We start from the raw sequence: 23,940 nt of genomic DNA, 5'->3' as shown, positions 1-23,940 counted from the left end.
CGCGGTCCAGGGAGCGTATTGGACCGCGAGCCTTCAGGCTCGCTTTATGAGCATCACGCCGCTTTGCTGGCCGCGCGCTCCGGCGCGGCGACGACTTGCGCCGTCTCGGCCGGCTCGGCCGGCGCGCCGATCCACTCAGAATGCGCCGGAATCTTCTCGCCCTTCATCACCACGGTCAGCGGGCCGAGCCGCGCGAAATCGCCGACATGGGTGTCGTAGAGCACGGTGGAGCCGGCGCCGACGGTCACGCCGCGGCCGATCTCGACGCGGCCGACCTTCATCACCCGGTCCTCATAGAGATGCGTCTGCAGCGCCGCGACCTGATTGAGCGCCGCATAATCGCCGACGCTCACGCAGTCGAATTCGGTGATGTCGGTCATGTCCATGAACACGCCCTTGCCGAATTTCGAGCCGAACAGGCGCAGCATCCAGGGCAGGAAGGGCGTGCCGCGCAAATGCTCGAGCAATATTTTGCCAGCGAGGCCCCAATAGAGCACGGCGCAGGCCTCTGTGCGCATGGCCCAGAAGGACCACATGGGCTTCACCTGCGGCTCATAGCGCCCCATGGTCAGCCATTTCACCGCCACCACGACCAGCGTCATGCCGAGCGAGATGAGCGTCGATGACAGCACGAACAGCCAGAACACCGACCAATAATCGCCATCGATGAGCTTCTGGCCGAAGCTCTCCACCGCCCATGTGCCGAAAGTGATGAACAGCATGGTCGGCAGCGAGACGTTCACCGCCTCATAGGCCGCGCGCGCCGCTTTTTTCCAGAAGGGCGGCTGATAGGTCCAGGCGGCGCCGCCGCCGTCGAAAGTCTGGCGCACCGGCAGCTTCATCGGCGGCGAGCCGAACCAGGTGTCGCCCTCGGAGAGTTCGCTATTGGCCGGCGGCTTGGATTTGATGCCGATCAGCGCGCCATTAGGAATCTCGGAGCCCGGCGGCACCACGGCGTCATTGCCGACGAAGACGCGCGCGCCGGTCTTCACCTTCTTCAGATACATCCAGCCGCGGCGCATATCCTCGTCGCCGAGCACCACCTCATCGGCGATGAAGCATTTCTCGCCGATCTCGACGAGATCATAGCGGCCGGAGAGATTGGTCGAAATCTCCGAATCCTTGCCGATCTTGGCGCCCATCAGCCGGTACCAGGTCCGCATATAGAGCGTGGCGAAGAGCGAGGAGAGCGTCTCCAGCGTCACCTCGGTGGCCAGCGCCACCGCCCATTTGCGCAGATAGAAGCCGGACCACACCGAATAGGTCCCCTCCGAGACCCGCGGCAGCACGATCCAGCGGAAGGCCACGATGAAGGCCACGGTGACGAGCACCAGCACGAAAGCCGTCGGCCAGGCGAAGAGCGGGATGGCGGCGAGATAGAGGGCGTGATCGACATCCGTTATGCCGAGCCAATTGTCGAAACGGTCGAACACCCAGAAGGCCGGGAAGATCGGCAGCAGGCCGAGCGGCGGCAGCGCCAGCACCAGCACGGTGAACATAAAGCCCATGGCGAGCCGTTGCGGCGTGGAGGCCGTCGATTGCGGATCGAGCGTGCGGGCGTCGACATCGCCCTTGTAGCGCGCCGGCGAGCCGTCCCAAATCTCATAGGCGCCGATATGCGAGCCGGCGGGAACCGAGGTCAAATCCTCGAGCGCGCCGCCCTCGCCGATGACGACATTCTCCTCGATGACGCAGGAAGTGCCGACATAGGCGTCGGCGCCAATGTCGATCGTCCCGATGATCAGCTCATTGCCGACGACGCGGGCGTTGGCGAGCTTCAGCTTGGAGCCGAGGCTCGCGCCATCGCCAATGCTGACGAGATCGATCGCGCCGACGTCCAATTCGCCGATGATGGCGTCCTCGCCGATCTTGGCGCCGAGCGCGGAAAGATAGAGGCGCATCAAGGGCGAGCACTGGAACCATTTGGCGTGGGTGAGGCCCATGAGCCGCTGCGCCAGCCACCAGCGATAATAATAGACGCCCCATAGCGGGTAGCGCCCCGGCTTGGTGCGGCCGATGACCAGCCATTTGCCGAGGATCGACACCGCCACAGTGGCGATGTTGACGCACATATAGACGCCGAGCAGCGCCGCCACCTCCTCGAGGATATTCGCGTCCGGCGAGGTGAGCAGCTGATAGGAGACGAAGACGCCGAGCCACTGCGAGGTGACGAAGGCGAGGATGAAGGGCAGCGCCGCGGCCTGGGCGAGGCCGCAGAGGAAGCGCCGCAGCAGCGGCGGCGGCGTGAAGGAAAGATCACGCGGCGGCCCGGCGAGCGCCGCCTTGCCGTCGAGATGCGCGGCGAGGGCGCGAAGATTGCGCTCGGAATAGAGGTCCTGCAGCGTGATCGAGGCGAGATGCGCCGTCTCGCGCACCACGGAAACGAAACGCGCGGCGAGCAGCGAATGGCCGCCGAGATCGGTGAAGAAATCCGCGTCGAAGGGAATGGCGCCGGGCGGCAGCACGCGCTTGGCGGCGTCGAGCAGCGCGGCCTCGGTCTGAGTGCGCGGCTCCTCCTGCGCCTCTGTGTCGATCAGCGGGGCGGTCAGCGGCGCCCGCTTCAGCGCCTTGCGGTCCACCTTGCCGGAGGAGAGCCGCGGCAGCGAGGTCACGACCTCGAACCGGCCCGGAACCATATAGGAAGGCAGAAACTCGCGCAGCTTGGCGCGCAGGTCGCGCGGGTCCGGCGACACGGCCGTCGCGCCGACAAGAAAGGCGACGAGCTCGTCCAGCCCATTCTCATTGCGCAGAACGACGGCCGCCTGACGTATATGGTCGAGGCGCGTGAGCGCGGACTCGATCTCGCCCAGCTCGACGCGGAAGCCTCTGATCTTCACCTGATCGTCGATGCGGCCGCGAAAATGCAGATCGCCATTCTCGTCCAGAATCACCGCGTCGCCGGAGCGATAGAGGATCGGATCGGAGCCGTCCGAGGGGAAAGGATTGGCGATGAACTTCTCGGCCGTCAGCTCGTCGCGCCGCAAATAGCCCTTGGCGACGCCCGGCCCGCCGATCAGCAGCTCGCCCTCGACGCCCGGCGACAGCAGCGCCAGATTTTCATCGACGACATAGCAGCTGTAATTGGGGATCGGCTTGCCGATCGTCACCGTCTCATTGGGCCAGACCTCGGAGACGGTGGCGACCACGGTCGCCTCCGTGGGGCCGTAGCTGTTGAAGATGGTGCGGCCGATGCGCGTCCAGCGTTCCGCCACCGAAGGCGGGCAGGCCTCGCCGCCGAGCACGATCTTCTTCAGCGTCGCGACATCGCGCGGCATGGCGGCGAGCAGCGTCGGCACAGTGTCGAGCACGGTGACGCCGGCTTCCTCCAGAATATCGGGCAGCGCCTCGGTCTCGCCGATGATCTGCGGCGTGGCGACGAAGAGCGACGCGCCGGCGAGATAGGGAATCCAGATCTCCTCCATGGAGAGGTCGAAGGCGACGGAAGCGCCCTGGAACACCACATCGGAGGCCGAGATTTGGTAGATCTCATTGGCCGAGCGCAGATAATGGCAGATGTTGCGCGCCGTGACGACAATGCCCTTGGGCGTTCCCGTCGAGCCGGAGGTGTAGATGAGATAGGCCGGATGATCGCCCGTGGCGCCGAGGGCGCGCGGATCGGGGCAGACGCCCCCCGCGACCGCGATCTCGGCGTCGATCAGCGTCTCCACCGAAACCACGGGGGCGGCCTTGCCGGCGAAAGCGGCGGAGGTCAGGAGCGCCTTGGCGCCGGCGTCGGCGAGGCAGACGGCGATGCGGTCGACCGGAGCGTCGGCGTCGAAGGGCAGCCAGGCGGCGCCCGTCTTGGCGATGGCGATCTGCGCGATCAGCAGCTCCGGCCCACGCGCGCCCCACAGGCCGACGACGTCGCCCGGCCCGATCTCGCGCGCTGCGAGGCCACAGGCGATGGCCGCGGCTTCCGCATCGACCTCTCGATAGGTGAAGCGCCGCTCCAAGGTCGCCATGGCCAGCGCATTGGGGCTGGCGACGACGCGGGCGGCGAAAATCTCGCAGAGCAGCTCATCGCGCTGCAGATGCGGCATGGCCGGACCGCGCAGCACGGCCCCGGTCCGGGCCGCTTCCTCGGCGATCGGCGCGCCGTCGAGGGGCGCGCTATTGGCGAAACTGGGGTTCAACTCATTCATCGCGTGACATATCCGCGGGAAATCCGCGCTCATCTAGCATGAGAGCGAAGGACGATCCTATCCCGCATCCAGGCTGAATGCGGGATGAACCCACTATGGGAGGGAATTTGTTGCCGAAAAGACCGGCCGAGCGAACGACGGGCCTTTCTGCGTCATATTCATGACGGACTGGTTACAATAAGAGATCGCCTCGGCGAACAGCCATTTACGTCTCGGCGAGAAATGGGCTGAGCCCCTCCTCCGCGCGCCACGACGGCGAGAACTTCGATTTTCATCAATTTCCATGCAGACGGCTCTCGAGCAAACCGGCGGCCTCGATCAGCGCGGGGACTGGGCGCGGCAAAGCCGGCCGCTTCGGCCGGCCGCCTCCGCCGGGTCCTCGCCCCGCGATCCTCACCATGAGTGGAAATAGGGGCGCCTCGCGATTCGACCATCCCGGCCTCCGCCGGACGGTGCGTCGCAATCCTACGCCGCCCCGGCGAAATCAAGGCGCGCCCGGCCGCTCGACATGAAAGAGGACGGGCTGCGCGCCGGCGCGCTCAAAACGCAGCGTGCCGCGCACGGTCTCGCCTTCCGCGAGCGGACCGCGCAGATCCACCAGCATAAGGTGATAGCCCTTCTCGTGGAAATCGACGACCGACTCGGCCGGCAGAGCGACGCCGTCCGCGAGCGGGCGCATGCGCCCGACGCCATCGGCGATCTTCGTCACATGCATCTCGACGCGAGCGGCGGCGTCCGCCTCCACGCCCAGCAGCCGGTCCTCCGTCTTGCCCTCATTGCGCAAGGCCAGATAGCAGGCGCCGATCTTCACCCCTTTGGGCGGCGTCGCGCACCAGGCGCGCTCCACCTCTATCGCGGCCGCGGCCGGCGCCGCCAGCGTGGCCGTCGCGAAAAGAGCCAGCGGAAGCGAGAGCGCCCATAGAGCGCAATGCCTCCGCAACGTCCGGAATCGCTTGAACGTCCGGAATCGCTTGGAGGTCGAAAGGTCGCGCCGCCGCGGCGAGCCGATGATCATGTCTCGAGCCGATCGTTGAACTTGCCCCTCGGCGCCCCGTGCGCAACTTTTGCGCCAGCGCTGCGAGAGACACCAGAGCCGCCACACATAGCGCGAAATACGCGCGCGCGGCGAGTCTGCGCGCGAATCCGCGAAATGACCGCTGCACAGTCGTATCGATTTCGCGCGCATCGCGACGATCACGATCGAACGCATGTCCGTTCACTTTCTGCACGCGACGTCCGGTCGCATGCGCAACATTCGCCTTCACGTTGACCTATATGCGCAATTGCTGTTTTCGATAAGACGACGCGGCGCCCGCAGCCGCGAGATGGAGCGCCTTGCGTGACGAAGAACGCGCCGATGACGCCGCGATCCGCCTCTCCCGACGTCGAAGCCGCGACGACCGTCGTCGCGCCGCACAGGCTCGCTCGGCTCGCGATCGACGCGGCGAACGGCCTCGCGGCTTTTTGCCGCCTCGTCCTCGGAAGCGCGCCGGCCGAGCGCGGCGAGATCATCGAGCGCGTGACGATCGAGAATGGCGTCGTCCGCGTCGCGCATTACAGTCGCGGCCGGCTCGTCGATCAGCGACGCATCAAAGCGGAGGAGCTGGTCATAGAGCGGCGCCTCGATCGCGCGCGTCGCTGCACGCATGTCGAGATCACCACGGCGGGACGCCGGCTCGAGATCGGGCGTCATTCGACGCCGGCGGAAAAGGAGAGCGCCGTCGAGAGCCTCGCCGCCGGCCTGCGCGGCATGGCGGTCGAGCCGCGCATCCGCACCACATTCGCAGAGGCGCTGCGCCGCGCGCCCGGCGCCGGCATGCGGCTCGCGGCGCGCTTTCGTCGTTTCATTCGCCGACGCGGCTCGCGCCGCTCGAGCGGCGTCTCGGTCTCCATCCCGCCCGAGAGCTCCGCTCGTCCCAGCCGCCCGGCGAGCGTCCGCGCCGCGCCGGGCGGCGAAAGGCGCATTCCCGCCGCTCTGCGCTCGCGGCGATGGTGGATCGCGACGGCAGCCGTCATCGTTCTCGCGAGCGCCGCGGCGCCGCGCGTCGCCCCGCATCGCAACGAAGCCCCGGCGCGCGCCTATGCGCCGTCCTTCCGTCTCACCGCGACCAATGGCGATATCGTCGATGAAAAGACGTTGCTCGGACGGCCCTACGCCATTTTCTTCGGCTTCACGCGATGTCCAGAAGTCTGCCCGACCACCATGCTCGAGGTCGCGCGCGCGGCCAATGAGGCGGACCCTTCCGGCGCCGGCTTCGACATTCTCTTCGCGACGCTCGATCCCGAACGCGACACACGCGAGACTCTCGCCGATTTCGTCTCCTCCTTCCCGCGACGCATCACCGCCTTGCGCGGCGGACCGGAGGAGACAGACCGCGCGGCGCAGGCGTTTCGCGTCTATCGCCGCAAGGCGCCGCTGGAGGGCGGCGATTACACGATCGATCACACGACGCTCGTCTATCTCGTCGATCGCGACGGCCTCATGTCCAGCGTCGCCTCCTTCACCGAGCGCGGCGACGAAGCCGCGAAAACGCTGAAAGATTTCATTCGCCGCCAAAGCGCTCCGCAGCGGCGCGGCCGCTCCCGCCGCATCATTCAGCGTGAACGAAAGCTTGCGCGAGGCTCGCGACAACATGCCGCATGCGCGACAAGGAGCGTCGCTTGACGCTTTCCTGCGCCGCTCGTACCTTTGCGTTCCGAACGCCTCAGAACACTTTGCGCGTTCCGAACGCTTCAGAGCATTTGCCTTGAAAATCCCGGGCCGGACACATTCCAGAGTCGAGCGAGCGACCCTCGGCATGGTCGCGGCGCTGCTGTTCCTACTGCAGACCGTCGGCGTCGGCTTCGCCTCGGGAGCGACCGCCAATAGCGCGCAATCCTCCGGCGTGGTCTGCGCGTCCTTCAAGGCCGACGCAGCCAAAAGCGATACCGCTCCGAGCGAGAATCATCATATCGGCCCTTGCTGCATTCTTCATTGCAGCTCGGCGATAGATGTCGAGCGCGAGATCGTCCTCGTCGTTATCCTCCCGCTCGAAATATCTTCCGACACGCCGGCGCCGATCTATGTCATCGACGCGGTCGCCGCCGCGCCCGAGCTGCGGCCTCTGTTTCCACGCGCGCCTCCAGCGCCTCTCGCCTGAACTCCCCCACTCTCCTTTTTGAAGATCGATGGCGGCAAAGCGCCGTCGAGGGATTCACGCGAACTGCGCCGATCATACGATCGCGCGCGCAGCTGGAGGCTATTGTCATGAGCATCGCATATTTCAGGGCCGTGAGCGTCGGCGCTCTCGGCGGTATCGCCGCTTTTCTGGCTCTCGGTCCCGCCGCTCCCTATGGCGCGCAGCTCTTCGCCGCGCTCATCGGCTGGGCCGGCTACGCGCATTTGGGCGGCAAGCTCGAAGGGCTGAAAAAATCGGTCCCGTATAATCTGCTCGGCGTCGCTCTCGCCGCTGTGGCGCTTCTCGCCGCCAACCATCTTCCCTATGGCGAGGCGATCGGCGCCCCGGCATGGACGGCGATCGCTGTGGCGGTCACGCTCGTTGCTCTCGTGCTCTCCGCCAAGCTGCCGGCGCTCGCCGAATGGCCCGTCTCGCTCGCCGCCTATGCGACGCTGCTGGCGACGACGCGCGCCGACGAGCTCGCCGCGCTCGCTCCGACCAATCCCGCTCTGCTGGCGGCCCTGTCGCTGATCGCCGGCGCGATCCTCGGCTATGCGGCGGAGCAGCTCGCCGAAGCGCTGTCGAAGCTGCCTCTGCCCGGCCAGAAAGCGCCCTCCGCCGCGCGCGGCTGACCACGCCGCCAGAAGCGCGACGTCGAATGCTCGCCCGCGCGCAGCGCGAGCGAGCGCCCTCGCATGAGCGGACACGTCGGCACGACGCGCCATGCCCTGACACGCAAAAAAATTCGGGAGGATCGCTTTTGAGCGATATGGCGATGAGATCCCCCTTGCTCGGCCATGCCGCCGCCTCTGTCATAGAGATGCGCAGCGCCGAGGAGACCGGCTTCTATGGAGTCGACCGTCCCGGCGTCGCCTGGGATTGGATGAAGCAGACGGGGCAAGCCCCCGCCGGCGCCGATTGGGTGCGCCCACAGGTCGCCGAGGCCTGGGCGCGCTGCGTGGACGACCACGCTTTGCCCCCCGGCGCAGAATTCGCCCCGCGCCAACGCCGCGACGATCGCGACGCGACGGAGCTCGACGCTTGGCGCAATTCGGTCGGCGGCGTCGCCGGCCGGCTTTCGGCGCTCGTCTACGAGCTGCGCGCGCTGCTCGACGAGACCAATGTCGCGCTGCTGCTCGCCGATCCCGCCGGCGCCCTCGTGCAGCTGCTCGACTCGGGCTCGCGCATAACGTCCGGCGCCGCGCAAATGGCGCGCATCGGCGCCGATTGGAGCGAGGCCAGCCTCGGCAATAACGGCGTCGGCACGGCGAGCCTCTTGCGCACGCCGATCGCCTTCGACGGCAAGGAGCATTTCAACGGCGCGCTGCATCGCTTCGCCACCGCCGGCTGCCCCATCACGGCGCCCGACGGCAGCCTCTGCGCGATCCTCGGCATGGTCTCCGACCGTCGCGACGCCGCCAAGCTCGCCCTCGGCTTTCTCGAGATCGCCCGCCTTCTGCTGGAGGCGAGCCTCTTCGACCGCATCGCCTCCGACGGCTATTTGCTGCGCCTGCGCGCGACCCGCGACGCGGAGCCGCGCTTCGCCGACGAGGGCCGCATCTTCATCAGCGCCGACGGACTCGTTCGCGGCGTCGATCGCGCCGGCGTCGAGACGCTTCGCTCCGACCATCCCGCGCTCATCGGCCAACACGCGGCGACCGCGCTCGGCGTCGATCTGCCCGCGCTGGTCGCAGCGCATGAGAGCGCGCGCCTCATTCCGCTCGCCGATCCGCGCAACCAATTTTCAGTCTTCGCCGAAGCGCATCGCTGTCCCAAGCGTGAGAGCTATTCGACATCGCCGCGCCGCGCGCCCGACCGCGCCGACGCCGCGCCGCGCGCGCCGGAGGCTCGAGCCGATTGGAGCGACAATGTGCTGGAGGCGGCGCTGCGCAAAGCCTCCGGCTTGCAGGAACGCAATATCCCGATCCTCATCACCGGCGAGTCCGGCGTCGGCAAGGATCATCTCGTGCGCCGCCTGCACGCCGGCGGTCCGCGCAAGGAGCGCCCGCTCGTCGCCATAAATTGCGCCGCCATTCCGCGCGAGCTGATCGAGAGCGAATTGTTCGGCTATGAGGGCGGCAGCTTCACCGGCGCGCGCGCCAAGGGCAAGGCCGGCAAATTCGTCGAGGCGGACAAGGGCATATTGTTCCTCGACGAGATCGGCGACATGGCCGCCGATCTGCAAGCGACGCTGCTGCGCGTCCTCGATTCGAGCGAGGTGGTGCCGATCGGCTCCAGCAAGCCGATCCGCGTCGATGTGCGCGTCGTCGCCGCCACCAATCGCAGCCTGCAGGAGATGGTGCAGAAGGGGACGTTTCGTCGCGATCTCTATTATCGGCTCAATGGCGTGCAGCTGTGGCTGCCGCCACTGCGCGAGCGGCCCGATCGGCTCGGGCTATTGGCGCAGCTGTTCCGTCTCGAGCGCGAGGCGCTGGCCGCCCCCGAGGAGCTGCGCTTCTGCGATGAGGTGTGGCGCATTTTCTTCAAGCATCCATGGCCCGGAAACATACGCGAGGCGCGCAATGTGCTGCGCTCCAGCATCGCCGTCGCCAAGGGACCGCTCATAGAGATCGACGATCTTCCGATCGACTTCATTCAAGAGCTCGACTTCGACAATCGCAACGTCGGCGGCGCGCCGCCGCCCGCCGCGATCATCGACGAAGCCGTCGAAAGCGAGGCGGGATTCGACCTCTCCGATTGGGAGGCGCGCGCCGTGCGGCACGCGCTCGCCTCCGCAAAGGGCAATATCGCCAAAGCCGCGCGCAGCCTCGGCATCACGAGAGCGACGCTCTACCACAAGATGGCGCGCTACGGCCTGCGAAGCGATCGGCGAATCGTCTGCAAGAGGTGACGCGATGAAACCGGAAGATCGCGCATTTTTAGAAGAAACGGCGCGCGCGCTCGACGCTTCCATGCGCGAGCTCGAGCAGGAGGCCGAGCGTCTGCAGGAGGTCGTCGGCGACGAGCGCGCGCAGGAGCTGCAAGCCTATCTGCGCCGTGAGTTCGAGCCTGTCGACATAGAGGAAATACGGCGCACGCTCGATTTCGACGATCGCCGCTTGATCTCCGTGTGGATACGCATCGAGCGCAATCGCGCGCGCCGCGTGGCGGCGGGACGCAGCGCCATGACGCTCAACGCCGGGCGCGAGGACATAGACATAACGGTTTTCGACAAGCCGAACAAAAAATAAAAGGAAACGCGCGCGGCGCCGCGGCGGAGCGCCGCACCAGTGGAGGATCAGAGTCGTGGCCAGAAATATTCGCTTCGGCGACCCCGTTCGCAAGCGCCTGCTCGATGGAGTCGACTTTCTCGCCGACGCTGTCGGCGTGACGCTCGGCCCCTGCGGCCGCAATGTCGTCATCGAGCATCGCGCCTCCGGCCTGCCGCCGGTCGCGACCAAGGACGGCGCCACTGTGGCGCAAGCGGTGGAAGCCGCCGGACGCACGGAGAGCGTCGGCATAAATCTCGTGCGTCAAATGGCGACGACTGTCGCCAAAGAGGCCGGCGATGGAACGACGACCTCTGTCGTGCTGACGCGCCGCGTCGCCGCCGAAACGCGCAAAGCGCTCGCCGCCGGCATGAATCCGCGTGACATTACCATTGGCATGGAGCGCGCCGCGCGCGCTGTCGAGGCCGATCTCCTGCGCCGCGCGCGGCGTTGCAACGATCAGCGTTCGCTCGCCCATGTCGCGACGCTCGCCGCCGGCGGCGATGAAGGCATAGGCGCGATCGTCGCGCAGGCGCTAGCGCTCGCGGGCGAAGGCGGCGTCGTCGATGTCGAGCTCGGCCATGGCGTCGCCGACGACATCGAATCCGTCGAAGGCATGCGTTGGGAACAGGGCTATCGCTCGCCCTATTTCATGACCGACAGCGCGCGCAAAGTCGCCGAGCTCGAGAACCCTTACATTCTCGTCTATGATCGCGTCATCAACGAATTTTCCGAGCTGGTGCCTGCGCTGGAGCTGGTGCGTCGAAGCGGCGGCAGCCTGCTCGTCGTCGCCGAAAACATAATGGAGGAAGCGCTTCCCGGACTCTTGCTCAATCACATTCGCAAGAATCTCTGCTCCATCGCCGTGAAGGGGCCGGGCTATGGCGACAGCCGCTATGAATATCTTCTCGATCTCGCCGCGATCACCGGCGGCCGCGCGATCATGGAAGCCTTCGGCGAAGATATTTCCAATGTCACGATGGAGCATCTCGGCCGCGCGCGACGCGTCGTCGTGCGCGAGGACGACACGCTCGTCATCGGCGGCGAAGGCGATCCGAACGTCATCGCCGATCGTCTCGCCTCGGCGAAACGTCAGGCCGATTGGATCGTCGAAGGCGACGCCTCCAAAGGCTCGCCGAGCGGCAAGCGTCACGAGCTGGAAAATCTACAGACGCGCATAAAAGCCTTGTCGGGCAGGATGGCGACGATACGCGCCGGCGGCTTGTCCGACGTTCTCATCAAGGAGCGCATGCAGAGAATCGAGAACGCGCTCAATTCCGCGCGCGCCGCGCAAAGCGATGGCGTCGTCGCCGGCGGCGGCGTCGGGCTCTATCGCGCGCGCGCCGCTCTCGCAGAGCTGCGTGGTGAAAATCTCGATCAGAGCCACGGCGTCGCCATCGTACGCGCGGCGCTCGACGAGCCGATCAGGCGCATAGCGGCGAACGCCGGCGTCGACGCCGATGAATTCTTGTTCGAGCTGCGGCGATCCAATGATGATTTCTGGGGAATGGATATGCGCAGCGGCGCCTGCGGCGATCTCTTCGCCGCAGGCGTCATCGATCCCGTGCGCGTCACGCGTCTCGCATTGCGCAATGCAGTCGCGACAGCGGCGTCGCTGATGACGGTGGAATGCGCTGTGACTCATATTCCGGTGAGCGATCCGACATTCGGATTCGATGCGCGCCGCGCAGCCGAAACGCGCGAAGATCCGCGCGCCTGAATGCGCGCTCGATCGCCGCGATCTCTTTAACGATCGCGGCGATCGAAACAGGCGATGAAATTCGTGCGTATGCTAATTTGACAGCTGTATCGAGCGACGCCTTCGAATATCGCCGCGCTCACGTCATATGACTTTCACGATCCTTTCGAATCCCTTGCAAACGCTACGATTCAGCAAAATCACCATCAGTGGCACAGGGCTTGCCATAACAATAAATGTCGTCGCTTTCGCAATAGATGAATTGCCGACGACATCGACATTTTCCACTTCGAAAGTTTGGAAAGCGGCGCACACATTCGGATTTGTCGACCGTCAATAAGGCGGCGAATCCGAGAAACAAAAAGTCTGTGAGGAGGAAAAGCATGGCGATCAGTCTCGCGACAAAAGCGGCGACCGATGCTCTGAAGGTCAACCGCGCTCCGGTCGGCGTCGAGCCGCAGGAGGTTCACAAGTGGCTGCAGAGCTTCAACTGGGACTTCAAGGAAAACCGCACCAAATACGCCACCAAATATCACATGGCGAACCAGACCAAGGAGCAGTTCAAGGTCATCGCCAAGGAATACGCCCGCATGGAGGCGGCCAAGGACGAGCGCCAGTTCGGCACTCTGCTCGATGGTCTGACCCGTCTCGGCGCCGGCAACAAGGTGCATCCCCGCTGGGGCGAGACCATGAAGGTGATCTCGAACTTCCTCGAGGTCGGCGAGTATAACGCCATCGCCGCTTCGGCCATGCTGTGGGACAGCGCCACCGCCGCCGAGCAGAAGAACGGCTATCTCGCTCAGGTGCTCGACGAAATTCGTCACACGCATCAGTGCGCTTTCATCAACCACTATTACTCCAAGCATTATCACGATCCGGCCGGCCACAATGACGCCCGTCGCACCCGCGCGATCGGCCCGCTGTGGAAGGGCATGAAGCGCGTCTTCGCCGACGGCTTCATCTCCGGCGACGCCGTGGAATGCTCGGTCAATCTGCAGCTGGTCGGCGAAGCCTGCTTCACCAATCCGCTGATCGTCGCCGTCACCGAATGGGCCTCGGCCAATGGCGACGAGATCACGCCGACGGTCTTCCTGTCGGTGGAGACCGACGAGCTGCGCCATATGGCGAACGGCTATCAGACGGTGGTGTCCATCGCCAATGATCCGGCGGCGGCGAAATATCTCAACACCGATCTGAACAACGCCTTCTGGACGCAGCAGAAGTATTTCACGCCTGCTCTCGGCTATCTGTTCGAGTATGGCTCCAAGTTCAAGGTCGAGCCGTGGGTGAAGACCTGGAACCGTTGGGTCTACGAGGATTGGGGTGGAATCTGGATCGGTCGCCTCGGCAAGTATGGCGTGGAGAGCCCCCGCTCGCTGCGCGACGCCAAGACGGACGCCTATTGGGCCCATCACGATCTCGCCCTCGCTGCTTACGCGCTGTGGCCGCTCGGCTTCGCGCGTCTGGCTCTGCCGGACGAGGAGGATCAGGAGTGGTTCGAGGCGAACTACCCGGGTTGGGCCGATCACTACGGCAAGATCTACAATGAGTGGAAGAAGCTCGGCTACGAGGATCCCAAGAGCGGGTTCATCCCCTACGCCTGGCTGCTGCAGAACGGTCACGACGTCTACATCGACCGCGTCTCGCAGGTGCCGTTCATTCCGTCGCTCGCCAAGGGCTCCGGCTCGCTGCGCGTGCACGAGTACAACGGCAAGAAGCATTCGCTCACGGATGATTGGGGTGAGCGTATGTGGCTGTCGGAGCCGGAGCGCTACGAGTGCCACAGCATCTTCGAGCAGTATGAGGGCCGCGAATTGTCCGAGGTGATCGCCGAGGGTCATGGCGTTCGCTCCGACGGCAAGACGCTGATCGCCCAGCCTCACGTGCGCGGCGACAACCTCTGGACGCTCGAGGACATCAAGCGCGCGGGCTGCGTCTTCCCCGATCCGCTCGCCAAATTCTGATCTGCAATCGGCGCCTCTCGCGTCGAATTGTAACGGGCTCCCGGCGCGCTTCGCGCGCGCCGGGTCCTCGGCGGGCGACGTGCGTCCGTCGACAAGCACGAACCACGAAAAATCCCTTAGGTGGAGGACGTCTGAAATGTCACAGCCTCAGAGCTCTCAGGTTACGAAGCGAGGTCTCACCGACCCGGAACGCGCCGCGATCATCGCCGCCGCGATTCCGGATCACGCGCTCGACACGCAGCGCAAATATCACTACTTCATCCAGCCGCGCTGGAAGCGCCTGTCGGAATATGAGCAGCTGTCCTGCTATGCGCAGCCCAATCCTGACTGGATCGCCGGCGGCCTCGATTGGGGCGATTGGACTCAGAAGTTCCACGGCGGCCGTCCGTCCTGGGGCAATGAGAGCACCGAGCTGCGCACGACCGACTGGTATCGCCATCGCGATCCGGCCCGTCGCTGGCACGCTCCTTATGTGAAGGACAAGTCGGAAGAGGCGCGCTACACGCAGCGCTTCCTGGCGGCTTATTCTTCCGAGGGCTCGATCCGCACCGTCGACGCTTATTGGCGCGATGAGATCCTCAACAAATATTACGGCGCGCTGCTCTACAACGAATATGGCCTGTTCAACGCCCATTCGTCGGTCGGCCGCGACTCGCTCTCGGACACGATCCGCCAGTCGGCCATCTTCGCGGCTCTCGACAAGGTGGACAATGCGCAGATGATCCAGATGGAGCGTCTGTTCATCGCCAAGCTCGTGCCCGGCTTCGACGCTTCGACGGACGTGCCGAAGAAGATCTGGACCACCGATCCGATCTACGCCGGCGCGCGCGGCGCGGTGGAAGAGATCTGGCAGGGCATTCAGGATTGGAACGAGATCCTCTGGGCGGGTCACGCCGTCTATGACGCGACCTTCGGCCAGTTCGCCCGTCGCGAGTTCTTCCAGCGACTGGCGACGGTCTATGGCGACACGCTGACGCCCTTCTTCACGGCGCAGTCGCAGACCTATTTCCAGATCACGCGCGGAGCGATCGAAGATCTCTTCGTCTACAGCCTGGCGAATGATCCGGAGTTCGGCGCGCATAACCGCACCTTCCTCAACGCCTGGACCGAGCATTATCTCGCGCGTTCCGTCACGGCGCTGAAGGATTTCGTCGGCATCTACGCCAAGGTCGAGAAGGTCGCGGGCGCGACGGATCGCGCGGGCGTCTCGGAAGCGCTGCAGCGCGTCTTCGGCGATTGGAAGGTCGATTACGCCGACAAGATCGGCTTCAAGATCGACGTGGACCAGAAGGTCGACGCCGTTCTCGCCGGCTACAAGAACTAAAGGAAACGCACCTATGTCCAGCGCACATAACAATTACAACGCCGGCATCATGCAGAAGTCCGGCAAGGCCTTCGCGGACGAGTTCTTCGCCGAGGAGAATCAGGTCGTCCACGAGTCCAACGCCGTGGTTCTGGTGCTGATGAAGAGCGACGAGATCGACGCCATCATCGAGGATATCATCCTCAAAGGCGGCAAGGCGAAGAATCCGTCGATCGTCGTCGAGGACAAGGCGGGCTTCTGGTGGATCAAGGCCGATGGCGCGATCGAGATCGACGCGGCGGAAGCCGGCGAACTGCTCGGCAAGCCGTTCTCGGTCTACGACCTTCTCATCAATGTGTCGTCGACCGTCGGCCGCGCCTACACGCTCGGCACGAAATTCACCATCACCTCGGAGCTCATGGGCCTCGATCGCGCCCTGACCGATATTTGATCGGCTGACGATAAGGATTGCCACAATGGCGAAGAGAGAACCGATCCACGAGAACTCCACTCGCACCGAGTGGGAAGGAAAGATCGCCAAGCTGAACAGTGTGGACCAGGCGACGAAGTTCATTCAGGACTTCCGCGTCGCCAATTCCTCGCCGTTCCGCAAGAGCTACGATCTCGACGTCGATTATCAATATATCGAGCGCAAGATCGAGGAGCGTCTCTCGGTGCTCAAGACCGAGAAGCTCTCCGTCGCGGATCTCGTCACCAAGGCGACGACCGGCGAGGACGCCGCTGCGGTGGAAGCGACCTGGATCGCCAAGATGAAGGCCGCCGAGAGCAAATATGCGGCGGAGCGCATTCATGTCGAGTTCCGCCAGCTCTACAAGCCGCCGGTTCTGCCGGTGAATGTGTTCCTGCGCACCGATGCGGCGCTCGGCACCATTCTCATGGAGCTGCGCAACACCGACTATTACGCGACTCCTCTCGAGGGTCTGCGCAAGGAGCGCGGCGTCAAGGTCCTGCATCTGCAGGCCTGACGGCCTCCTTCACAAAGCAGAGATCGAACGTTCGGGCGGCCCTCCGCCCGAACGCCTTCGCGACAAGGGAGAGAAGGCCATGGCGCAGTGCGCGGAACAAGCGGCGGAAGAGCAGCGGATTCTGATTCACGCAGATTCACGCTACGCCGCCTATACGATGGACCTCGATTACATGTGGCGCTGGGAGATTTTGCGCGACGGCGAGTTCGTCCAGGAAGGCTGCTCGCTGTCGTTGGATTCGGCGCGTGAGGCGGTCTCCCATGTGCTCCGCTTCTTCCAGCGGCAGGACGAGGCGGCGGCCCGTCCCGGCGACAATAGCGCGGAGATCAAGCGTCTGCTGCAGTCGCTCGGCACGCCGATCCCGATCGATGATCGCAACGAGACAACGAAAAACGAGCTGGCGCAGCCAGAGTAGCAAGGGCGGAAGACGTATGTATCAGATCGTCATCGAGACAGAGGACGGAGAAACCTGCTCCTTCGAATGCGGACCGAGCGAGGACGTCATTTCGGCAGGGCTTCGTCAAAGCGTGATTCTTCTTTCTTCCTGCCGCGCGGGCGGCTGCGCGACCTGCAAGGCCGATTGCACGGATGGCGATTACGAGCTCATCGACGTCAAGGTGCAGGCGCTGCCGCCGGACGAGGAGGAGGACGGCAAGGTTCTTCTGTGCCGCACCTTCCCGCGCAGCGATCTGCATCTGATCGTGCCTTACACCTATGATCGCATCTCCTTCGAGGCGATCCAGACCAATTGGCTGGCCGAGATCGTCGAATGCGATCGCGTGTCGTCCAATGTCGTGCGGCTCGTGCTGCAGCCTTTGACCGCCGATGGCGCGGCGCCGATCGCGCTGAACTTTGCGCCCGGGCAATTCGTCGACATAGAAATCCCGGGCACGCACACGCGCCGCTCCTATTCCATGGCTTCGGTCGCGGAAGATGGTCGGCTCGAATTCTTCATTCGCCTGCTGCCGGACGGCGCCTTCTCGAAATTCCTGCAGACGCAGGCCAAGGTCGGCCTGCGCGTCGCGCTGCGCGGACCGGCGGGCTCCTTCATGCTGCACAAGAGCGAGCGGCCGCGCTTCTTCGTCGCCGGCGGCACGGGACTGTCGCCGGTGCTGTCGATGATCCGGCAGCTGAAGAAGGAGAGCGACCAGCAACCGGCGACCTTGTTCTTCGGCGTCACCAATTATGAGGAGCTCTTCTATGTCGAGGAGCTCAAAGCGCTGCAGAACGCCATGCCGAGCCTCGATGTGCAGGTCGCGGTCGTCAATGCGAGCGAGGCGAATGGCGTCGCCAAGGGAACGGTCATCGATCTCATGCGCGCCGAGCTCGAGAAGCTGCGCGGCAAGCCGGACATTTATCTGTGCGGCCCGCCCGGCATGATCGAGGCGGCCTTCGACGCCGCGGCGACGGCGGGCGTGCCCAAGGAGCAGGTCTATCTCGAGAAATTCCTGGCGAGCGGCTGAGCCGCGGCCGAACGATCTTCGCTCGGCCGCGCTCGCCGGGCGGGGCTCCCGACTTTTCTGCCCGGGGCGACTCGGGCAGTTTTTTGTTCGCGCTCGCCAGAGCGCCATCCGATCCAATTGGATCAGATGGCGCTCTAGCTTCTTTCGTTGGGCGCGAATTCTGATCGATCGAACGAAATCGTTCGATCGGAAAGCGCGCTAGAGTTTGAATCCGCTGGGGCGCGGGAGTAGAACAGCCGCGCCGGCCCAATGCGCCGGGAACAGCGGAGCCCGTCTTGTCCCATTCCGTCACCGAGGCCATAGAGGCGATCGGGCGCGGCGAGATCGTCGTCGTCACCGATGACGACGATCGCGAGAACGAGGGCGACCTCATCATCGCCGCCTCGCTCTGCACGCCTGAAAAAATGGCCTTCATCATCCGCCATTGCTGCGGCATCGTCTGCGCGCCGCTGACGCTGGAGGAGGCGCGGCGGCTGCATCTCGCGCCCATGGTCGCCGCCAATGACGCGCCGCTCGGCACCGCCTTCACCGTCAGCGTGGACGCGCGCGAGGGGCTCACCACTGGCATTTCCGCCGAGCAGCGCTGCAACACGGTGCGCGCGCTCGCCAATGGCAATCGCGGCCCGCATGATTTCGTGCGGCCCGGCCATGTCTTCCCGCTCATCGCCAAGGACGGCGGCGTGCTGATGCGCTCCGGCCATACGGAGGCGGCCGTCGATCTCTGCCGTCTCGCCGGCCTGCCGCCAGTGGGCGTCATTTGCGAGCTCGCCAATGACGACGGCACGGTGATGGCCGGCAAGCAGATCGTCGATTTCGCCGCGGCCCATGGGCTGAAGATGATCTCCACCGCCGATCTCATCGCCCATCGACAGGCGCGCGAGAAGCTGGTGGAGCGCGTCGCCAGCTTTCCGGTCAAAACCTTCGCCGGCGAGGCCACCTGCTACGCCTATGTCAGCGCCTTCGATCCGGTGCAGCATTTCGCCTTCGTCGTCGGGCAGATCGGCGACGGCAAAGGCGTGCCGGCGCGGCTGCATCGCGCCGATATCATCGCCGACGTGTTCGGCGGCGCGGATGCGATCCGCCGCACCATGGAGCGTTTCGCGGCGGAAGGACGCGGCGTGCTGGTCTATCTGCGCGACGGCGCCGCCGGCGTTCCGGTCAATCCGGTCGTCTCGGACAGCAGCTCGGAGGAGGCGCGCACGGCGCAATGGCTGGACGTCGGCCTCGGCGCGCAGATTTTGAAGGATCTGGGCGTCACCTCGATCCGCTTGCGCACCTCTAAGCCCAAGCCGCGCACCTATGTGGGCCTCTCGGGCTTTGGAATAGAGATCGTGGCGGTGGAGCCGTTGGACTGACGGAAAAACCCCTCTCCCCGCTCGCGGGGAGAGGGAGAAGAAAGCCCTCAGATCACCACGACATTCGCGCCGACCTTGACGCGGCTGTAGAGGTCGATCGCGTCTATGTCGCGCATGCGGATGCAGCCGGAGGAGACGCTCTGGCCGATCTTCTCCGGCTCATTGGTGCCGTGAATGCGGTAGAGCGTGTCCTTGCCATTCTCGAAGAGATAGAGAGCGCGGGCTCCGAGCGGATTGTCCGGGCCGCCGGGCAGGCCGCCGGCGTCCGCCGTCGGCTGCAGATGCGGCCAGCGCTCCAGCATGTCCTTGGGCGGAATCCAGCGCGGCCATTCCTGCATGCCGCCGATCACAGCGCGGCCGGTCCAGCCATAGGCTTCCTGCCCGGTGGCGACGCCATAGCGGATCGCCTTGCCGTTCGCCTCCACGAGATAGAGGAATTTATTCTTCGTATCGACGACGATGGACCCCGGCGCCTCGCTCGTCTTGAAGTCCACGAGATATCGCTCATAGGCCGCGCCGACATCCGCCGTGGGCACCAGAGCCATGAATTGTGCGTCGCGTCCGCTGAGCTGCGGATCCGGCAAGCGCGGCCCGAACGCGGCGTTACAGCCAGCGAGCGAGACAGCGAGAACGACCGCGACGAAACCCTGCCTCGAATCCATGAACGCGCCCTTTCTCAACGCCCGAAGCATCTATTTAGGAATTTGCTTACCATAAACTTACTGAACGGAAACATCGGTTCGCAATAATTCCCGACCTGTTGCCGCAACGCAACGGCGGCGGACGGTCCGATGCGCTTTTTTGAGAATTTTTCCGGCGCCCTCCCGGCGCGGCGGCGTGCTACAAGGGCCTCGACTTCTTTGGCAGGGCGACTTCTTTAGCGAGAGTCGAGAGCGGCTGGCCATGACGAGGACCCTGTTCTTCACACATGAGAGCGGCCTCGCGCATAATATGGGCGCGGGCCATCCCGAGCAGCCCGAGCGGCTGCGCGCCATAGAGCGCGAGCTCGAGGCCGAGCGGTTCCAGCATCTCATCCGCGTCTCGGCGCCCGCCGCTCAGCGCGCCGCCCTGCTGCGCGTCCATCCCGAGAGCCATTTGCGCGCGATCGAGAAAGCCGCGCCGCGCGAGGGGCTCGTCGCGCTCGATCCCGACACGCTGATGTGTCCCGATTCGCTCGAGGCGGCGTTTCATGCGGCCGGCGGCGCGACCGCGGCCGTGGACGAGGTGATGAAAGGGGCGGCGGACAGCGCCTTCGTCTGCGTGCGCCCGCCCGGCCATCACGCCGGGCCGACCACGCCCATGGGCTTCTGCATTTTCAACAATGTCGCCATCGCCGCGCGCCATGCGATCGCCGCCCATGCCGCGGAGCGCGTCGCCATCGTCGATTTCGACGTTCATCACGGCAATGGGACGCAGGAAGTGTTCTGGGCGGATCGGCACGTTCTGTTCTGCTCCACCCATCAGGCGCCTTATTATCCCGGCACGGGGGCGACGAGCGAGACCGGCGAGTTCGACCAGATCGTCAACGCCCCGCTCTTCGCGGGGGCGACGGGCGATGATTTCGTCGAGGCGCTGACGACGCGCATCCTGCCGCGGCTCAAAGATTTCGCGCCCGATCTGGTGCTGATCTCGGCCGGCTTCGACGGCCACAGGGACGATCCGCTCGGCGGCCTGCGCTTTACCGAGCGCGACTATAGCGAGGCGACCAAGCGCATCATCGACGCCTCGCTACGTAGCGCCGATGGGCGCGTCGTCTCTCTGCTCGAGGGCGGCTACGACCTCACGGCGCTCGGCCGCTCGGCGGCGGCGCATATTCTGGCGCTGATGGGCGCCTGAGAAACGAAAAACGCGCCGCTCGAGGGCGACGCGTCGGTAAATTCAGGGCGAAGCGGGCGGTTCGTCAGCCCTGGCGGGCCTTGAAGCGCTTCTGCACCTTATTGATGACATAGACGCGGCCTTTGCGGCGCACGAGCTGGTTGTCGCGGTGACGCGCACGTAGAGACTTCAGCGAATTGCGGACTTTCATCGGTCGATCCCCGGGCAAAATTACATGTAGCCGGGATCACCGCCCAGCGCCTCGTGGGCGCAGCCTATGCCCGATTTCGGCTCCGCGATCAAGCCCTCCGCGCCTATTCGTCGCGCGCCGCAGCGCAGCAGATTGACAATGGCCGAGCTCCCGGCGCATTATCGACGTTATGTTATAACATATGCTCTCGGGGACGAGATACATGGAAAACTCTTCTATCCGCCTCACTCTATCGGGCGGAATTCTCTTGGCGGCGCTCGGCTCCGGCCCGGCGGGCGCGCAGGAGGCGCTGCCCGAGATCGACATCGCCGCGCCGAGCCCGATTCGACGCGCGCCGGCGACGGCCCAGCCCGCCGCGCCAGAGACGCGCGGCGTTCTCCCCATAGTCGCGGATCAATTCGCCACTGTGACGGTCGTCGATTCGGACGAGATTCGCCGCTCCGGCGGCGCGACGCTCGGCGATCTCCTCTTCGACAAGCCGGGAATCACCGGCTCCAGCTTCGCGCCCGGCGCCGCCAGCCGGCCGATCGTGCGCGGCCTCGACGCGCATCGCGTCCGCATTCAAGAGAACGGCCTCGGCTCCAGCGGCGTCTCCGAGCTCGGCGAGGATCATGGCGTGCCGCTCGATCCGCTCGGCGCCGATCGCGTCGAGGTGGTGCGCGGCCCGGCCACATTACGCTGGGGCTCGCAGGCGATCGGCGGCGTGGTCAACGCCACCAACAACCGCATTCCCGAGGCCCTGCCCTGCCGCGGCGACGAGACTCTCCCCGGCCCCTGCACGCGGCTGGAAACGCGCAGCGCGGTCTCGACGGTCGACGCCGGGCTGGAGCAGGCGGCGCTGGTCGACGTCGGCCAGGGCAATTTTGCTCTGCACGCCGACGCCCACGGCCGCCGCACGAGCAATTACGCAATTCCCTCCTACCCTTATCTCGCGCCGACCGATCCGGCGCCGCTGGTCTTCGGACGCCAGCCCAATTCCTTCATGCGCTCCGGCGGCTGGTCGGCCGGCGGCTCCTACATCTTCGATCGCGGCTTTTTCGGCGCCTCGGTCACGCAATTCGAGAGCGTCTATCGCATCCCCGGCATGGATTCGACGGAGAGCCGCACGCGCATCCAGCTGCGGCAGACGAAAGTGGCGGTGAAAGGCGAATATCGCCCGCCCGCCTCCTTCATCGAGGCCATTCGCCTCTGGGCCGGCGCGAGCGATTACAATCATCACGAAATCGGCCTCGAGGGCGGCGCCGAGGGCATACAGCAGACCTTCACCAATCAGGAGCAGGAGGCGCGGATCGAGGCGCAGCTCGCGCCCTTCGATCTGCGCTTCGCCAAGCTCACCACCGCATTCGGCGTGCAGGGCGCGCATCAGCGGCTCACCGCGCCCGGCGCCGGCGGCAATCTGTTCGATCCCACCGACTCGCACAGCATCGCCTTCTATCTGTTCAACGAATTCCAGCTCACCCAAGCGCTGCGCCTGCAGGTCGCCGGCCGCATCGAGAGCGTCGAGGCGACGGGCCAGACGCCCGATCTCTTCCTCGATCCGACGACCTCCTTCCAATATGATCGGCATTTCACGCCCAAGAGCATCGCCGTCGGCCTGCTGCACGATCTGCCTTTCGACACGGTCGGGAGCGTGACGGCGCAGCATGTCGAGCGCGCGCCGCGGGGGCCGGAATTGTTCTCGCACGGCGTCCATGACGCGACGGGAACTTTCGACATCGGCAATCCGCTGCTCGGAATAGAAGCGGCGAACACGGTGGAGGTCGGCCTGCGCCGCGCCAAAGGGCCTTTCCGCTTCGAGGCGACGTTTTTCTACACGCATTTCGACGGCTTCATCTATCGCCGCCTCTCCGGCGAGACTTGCGCGGATGATTTCGACAGCTGCTCGCCGGCCGGCGCCGGCGGCCCGCTCAATCAGGCGCTCTATTCGCAGCGCGACGCCAATTTCCGCGGCGGCGAATTCCAGAGCCAATGGGACGCGCTGCAGATCGCCGGCGGAATCCTCGGCGTCGAAAATAAATTCGATGTGGTGCGCGCGACTTTCTCGGATGGGACCAATGTGCCGCGCATTCCGCCCGTGCGCGCGGGCGGCGGCGTTTTCTGGCGCGACTCCAATTGGCTGGCGCGCGTCAGCTATCTGCACGCTTTCGCGCAAAACAACGTAGCGACGATCGCCGAGACGCCGACCAAGGGCTATAATCTGCTGAAAGCCGAGATCAGCTATAGGGTCACGCTGCCCAAGGGCGAGTTCCCCGCGCGCGAGATGAGCGTCGGAATCGTCGGCGACAATCTTCTGAACGCCGACATACGCAACAGCGTCTCCTATAAGAAGGACGAGGTTCCGATGCCCGGCGCCAATGTGCGGCTGTTCGCGAATTTCGTGTTCTAGCCGGCGCTCTCTCGAACTCTGCTCGCGAGGTCTCGGCGCGGAGGCGAGAGCTGCGCGACCTCGCGGACAAATTTTTCGCTTTCCTTCTTCCCAGCCGATACGGCCTTCCTACTGTAAGCCGTCTCTTCACTCTTGCGCTCGCTCGGACCTCGGCGTCGACGAAAGCGAATGCCCGAGCGAAAGGAGACAGCCATGAACAAGCGGAACATTCTCGCTCTGGCGACGACGATGGCGCTCGCGGCGAGCCCG

At 65.1% G+C, this 23,940-nt stretch carries 19 protein-coding genes; 15 read left to right on the top strand and 4 right to left on the bottom strand.

The genetic code is table 11. The features are described from left to right. Positions 1 to 53: 53 nt before the first annotated feature. Positions 54 to 4,142 carry a Pls/PosA family non-ribosomal peptide synthetase gene (locus A1351_RS09395; RefSeq protein ID WP_064032852.1) on the bottom strand — a complete coding sequence of 1,363 codons (4,089 nt, stop codon included), beginning with the start codon at positions 4,140 to 4,142 and terminating at the stop codon, positions 54 to 56. 484 nt (positions 4,143 to 4,626) lie between these two features. Then, complete coding sequence (locus A1351_RS25300; protein ID WP_024878833.1) at positions 4,627 to 5,082, bottom strand: copper chaperone PCu(A)C; 456 nt, start codon at positions 5,080 to 5,082, stop codon at positions 4,627 to 4,629. Between the two features lie 399 nt (positions 5,083 to 5,481). Between A1351_RS25300 and A1351_RS09385 the strand changes: the two genes are divergently transcribed. From A1351_RS09385 to ribB, 13 genes are all read left to right on the top strand, one after another. Then, positions 5,482 to 6,807 (top strand): SCO family protein, encoded by a 1,326-nt coding sequence (locus A1351_RS09385; protein WP_064032851.1) that lies wholly within the window; start codon positions 5,482 to 5,484, stop codon positions 6,805 to 6,807. Between the two features lie 133 nt (positions 6,808 to 6,940). Then, positions 6,941 to 7,282, top strand: a complete 342-nt coding sequence (locus tag A1351_RS09380; protein WP_024878831.1) for a DUF2946 family protein — start codon at positions 6,941 to 6,943, stop codon at positions 7,280 to 7,282. Positions 7,283 to 7,389: 107 nt separating this feature from the next. After that, positions 7,390 to 7,932, top strand: a complete 543-nt coding sequence (locus A1351_RS09375; protein WP_026597835.1) for a DUF1097 domain-containing protein — start codon at positions 7,390 to 7,392, stop codon at positions 7,930 to 7,932. Between the two features lie 143 nt (positions 7,933 to 8,075). Next, the gene (locus A1351_RS09370; RefSeq protein ID WP_245291626.1) at positions 8,076 to 10,151 is read left to right on the top strand and encodes a sigma-54-dependent Fis family transcriptional regulator; all 2,076 of its coding nucleotides are present in this window, start codon (positions 8,076 to 8,078) and stop codon (positions 10,149 to 10,151) included. Positions 10,152 to 10,155: 4 nt separating this feature from the next. Continuing rightward, entirely contained in the window at positions 10,156 to 10,491 is a 336-nt protein-coding gene (locus A1351_RS09365; protein ID WP_024878828.1) for a hypothetical protein, read from the top strand. 55 nt (positions 10,492 to 10,546) lie between these two features. Next, complete coding sequence (locus tag A1351_RS09360) at positions 10,547 to 12,229, top strand: molecular chaperone GroEL (RefSeq protein WP_064032850.1); 1,683 nt, start codon at positions 10,547 to 10,549, stop codon at positions 12,227 to 12,229. 362 nt (positions 12,230 to 12,591) lie between these two features. Continuing rightward, positions 12,592 to 14,172 carry an aromatic/alkene monooxygenase hydroxylase subunit alpha gene (gene mmoX, locus A1351_RS09355; protein ID WP_024878825.1) on the top strand — a complete coding sequence of 527 codons (1,581 nt, stop codon included), beginning with the start codon at positions 12,592 to 12,594 and terminating at the stop codon, positions 14,170 to 14,172. Between the two features lie 136 nt (positions 14,173 to 14,308). Beyond that, positions 14,309 to 15,496 carry an aromatic/alkene monooxygenase hydroxylase subunit beta gene (mmoY, locus tag A1351_RS09350; RefSeq protein WP_024878824.1) on the top strand — a complete coding sequence of 396 codons (1,188 nt, stop codon included), beginning with the start codon at positions 14,309 to 14,311 and terminating at the stop codon, positions 15,494 to 15,496. A gap of 13 nt (positions 15,497 to 15,509) precedes the next feature. Next, the gene (gene mmoB, locus A1351_RS09345; RefSeq protein ID WP_064032849.1) at positions 15,510 to 15,926 is read left to right on the top strand and encodes a methane monooxygenase regulator MmoB; all 417 of its coding nucleotides are present in this window, start codon (positions 15,510 to 15,512) and stop codon (positions 15,924 to 15,926) included. A gap of 25 nt (positions 15,927 to 15,951) precedes the next feature. Next, positions 15,952 to 16,461, top strand: coding sequence for an aromatic/alkene monooxygenase hydroxylase subunit gamma (mmoZ, locus tag A1351_RS09340; RefSeq protein WP_024878822.1), 510 nt, complete (start codon positions 15,952 to 15,954; stop codon positions 16,459 to 16,461). Positions 16,462 to 16,540: 79 nt separating this feature from the next. After that, positions 16,541 to 16,876 carry a soluble methane monooxygenase-binding protein MmoD gene (mmoD, locus tag A1351_RS09335; RefSeq protein WP_024878821.1) on the top strand — a complete coding sequence of 112 codons (336 nt, stop codon included), beginning with the start codon at positions 16,541 to 16,543 and terminating at the stop codon, positions 16,874 to 16,876. Between the two features lie 16 nt (positions 16,877 to 16,892). After that, a complete protein-coding gene (mmoC, locus tag A1351_RS09330; RefSeq protein ID WP_026597832.1) occupies positions 16,893 to 17,924 on the top strand; it encodes an aromatic/alkene monooxygenase hydroxylase FAD-binding subunit MmoC in 1,032 nt (343 codons plus the stop codon). A gap of 275 nt (positions 17,925 to 18,199) precedes the next feature. After that, a complete protein-coding gene (gene ribB, locus A1351_RS09325) occupies positions 18,200 to 19,279 on the top strand; it encodes a 3,4-dihydroxy-2-butanone-4-phosphate synthase (protein ID WP_024878819.1) in 1,080 nt (359 codons plus the stop codon). 47 nt (positions 19,280 to 19,326) lie between these two features. Here ribB and A1351_RS09320 read toward each other — a convergent pair whose 3' ends face one another. After that, positions 19,327 to 19,941: a L,D-transpeptidase gene (locus tag A1351_RS09320; RefSeq protein ID WP_024878818.1), complete on the bottom strand. Its 615-nt coding sequence runs from the start codon at positions 19,939 to 19,941 to the stop codon at positions 19,327 to 19,329. 241 nt (positions 19,942 to 20,182) lie between these two features. Between A1351_RS09320 and A1351_RS09315 the strand changes: the two genes are divergently transcribed. Beyond that, positions 20,183 to 21,115 (top strand): histone deacetylase family protein, encoded by a 933-nt coding sequence (locus A1351_RS09315; RefSeq protein WP_064032848.1) that lies wholly within the window; start codon positions 20,183 to 20,185, stop codon positions 21,113 to 21,115. 64 nt (positions 21,116 to 21,179) lie between these two features. Here A1351_RS09315 and ykgO read toward each other — a convergent pair whose 3' ends face one another. Then, on the bottom strand, positions 21,180 to 21,305 hold the full coding sequence (gene ykgO / locus A1351_RS09310; protein WP_024878816.1) for a type B 50S ribosomal protein L36: 126 nt from the start codon (positions 21,303 to 21,305) through the stop codon (positions 21,180 to 21,182). Positions 21,306 to 21,507: 202 nt separating this feature from the next. Here ykgO and A1351_RS09305 point away from each other — a divergent pair, with 202 nt between their 5' ends. Continuing rightward, positions 21,508 to 23,691 carry a TonB-dependent receptor gene (locus A1351_RS09305; RefSeq protein WP_064032847.1) on the top strand — a complete coding sequence of 728 codons (2,184 nt, stop codon included), beginning with the start codon at positions 21,508 to 21,510 and terminating at the stop codon, positions 23,689 to 23,691. The last annotated feature ends 249 nt before the right edge of the window (positions 23,692 to 23,940 follow it).

Origin of the sequence: Methylosinus sp. R-45379, from assembly GCF_001644125.1 — a bacterium.
Lineage (GTDB): Bacteria > Pseudomonadota > Alphaproteobacteria > Rhizobiales > Beijerinckiaceae > Methylosinus.
This window is presented reverse-complemented; position numbering and strand designations above follow the sequence as displayed.

What these genes read in the sequence shown, in the direction of transcription:
- A1351_RS09395 (WP_064032852.1), bottom strand. Translation starts at nt 4,142, where the DNA reads ATGAATGAGTTGAACCCCAGTTTCGCCAATAGCGCGCCCCTCGACGGC.
- A1351_RS09380 (WP_024878831.1), top strand. Translation starts at nt 6,941, where the DNA reads ATGGTCGCGGCGCTGCTGTTCCTACTGCAGACCGTCGGCGTCGGCTTC.
- A1351_RS09375 (WP_026597835.1), top strand. Translation starts at nt 7,390, where the DNA reads ATGAGCATCGCATATTTCAGGGCCGTGAGCGTCGGCGCTCTCGGCGGT.
- A1351_RS09370 (WP_245291626.1), top strand. Translation starts at nt 8,076, where the DNA reads ATGAGATCCCCCTTGCTCGGCCATGCCGCCGCCTCTGTCATAGAGATG.
- A1351_RS09365 (WP_024878828.1), top strand. Translation starts at nt 10,156, where the DNA reads ATGAAACCGGAAGATCGCGCATTTTTAGAAGAAACGGCGCGCGCGCTC.
- mmoX (WP_024878825.1), top strand. Translation starts at nt 12,592, where the DNA reads ATGGCGATCAGTCTCGCGACAAAAGCGGCGACCGATGCTCTGAAGGTC.
- mmoY (WP_024878824.1), top strand. Translation starts at nt 14,309, where the DNA reads ATGTCACAGCCTCAGAGCTCTCAGGTTACGAAGCGAGGTCTCACCGAC.
- mmoB (WP_064032849.1), top strand. Translation starts at nt 15,510, where the DNA reads ATGTCCAGCGCACATAACAATTACAACGCCGGCATCATGCAGAAGTCC.
- mmoZ (WP_024878822.1), top strand. Translation starts at nt 15,952, where the DNA reads ATGGCGAAGAGAGAACCGATCCACGAGAACTCCACTCGCACCGAGTGG.
- mmoD (WP_024878821.1), top strand. Translation starts at nt 16,541, where the DNA reads ATGGCGCAGTGCGCGGAACAAGCGGCGGAAGAGCAGCGGATTCTGATT.
- mmoC (WP_026597832.1), top strand. Translation starts at nt 16,893, where the DNA reads ATGTATCAGATCGTCATCGAGACAGAGGACGGAGAAACCTGCTCCTTC.
- A1351_RS09320 (WP_024878818.1), bottom strand. Translation starts at nt 19,941, where the DNA reads ATGGATTCGAGGCAGGGTTTCGTCGCGGTCGTTCTCGCTGTCTCGCTC.
- A1351_RS09315 (WP_064032848.1), top strand. Translation starts at nt 20,183, where the DNA reads ATGACGAGGACCCTGTTCTTCACACATGAGAGCGGCCTCGCGCATAAT.
- ykgO (WP_024878816.1), bottom strand. Translation starts at nt 21,305, where the DNA reads ATGAAAGTCCGCAATTCGCTGAAGTCTCTACGTGCGCGTCACCGCGAC.
- A1351_RS09305 (WP_064032847.1), top strand. Translation starts at nt 21,508, where the DNA reads ATGGAAAACTCTTCTATCCGCCTCACTCTATCGGGCGGAATTCTCTTG.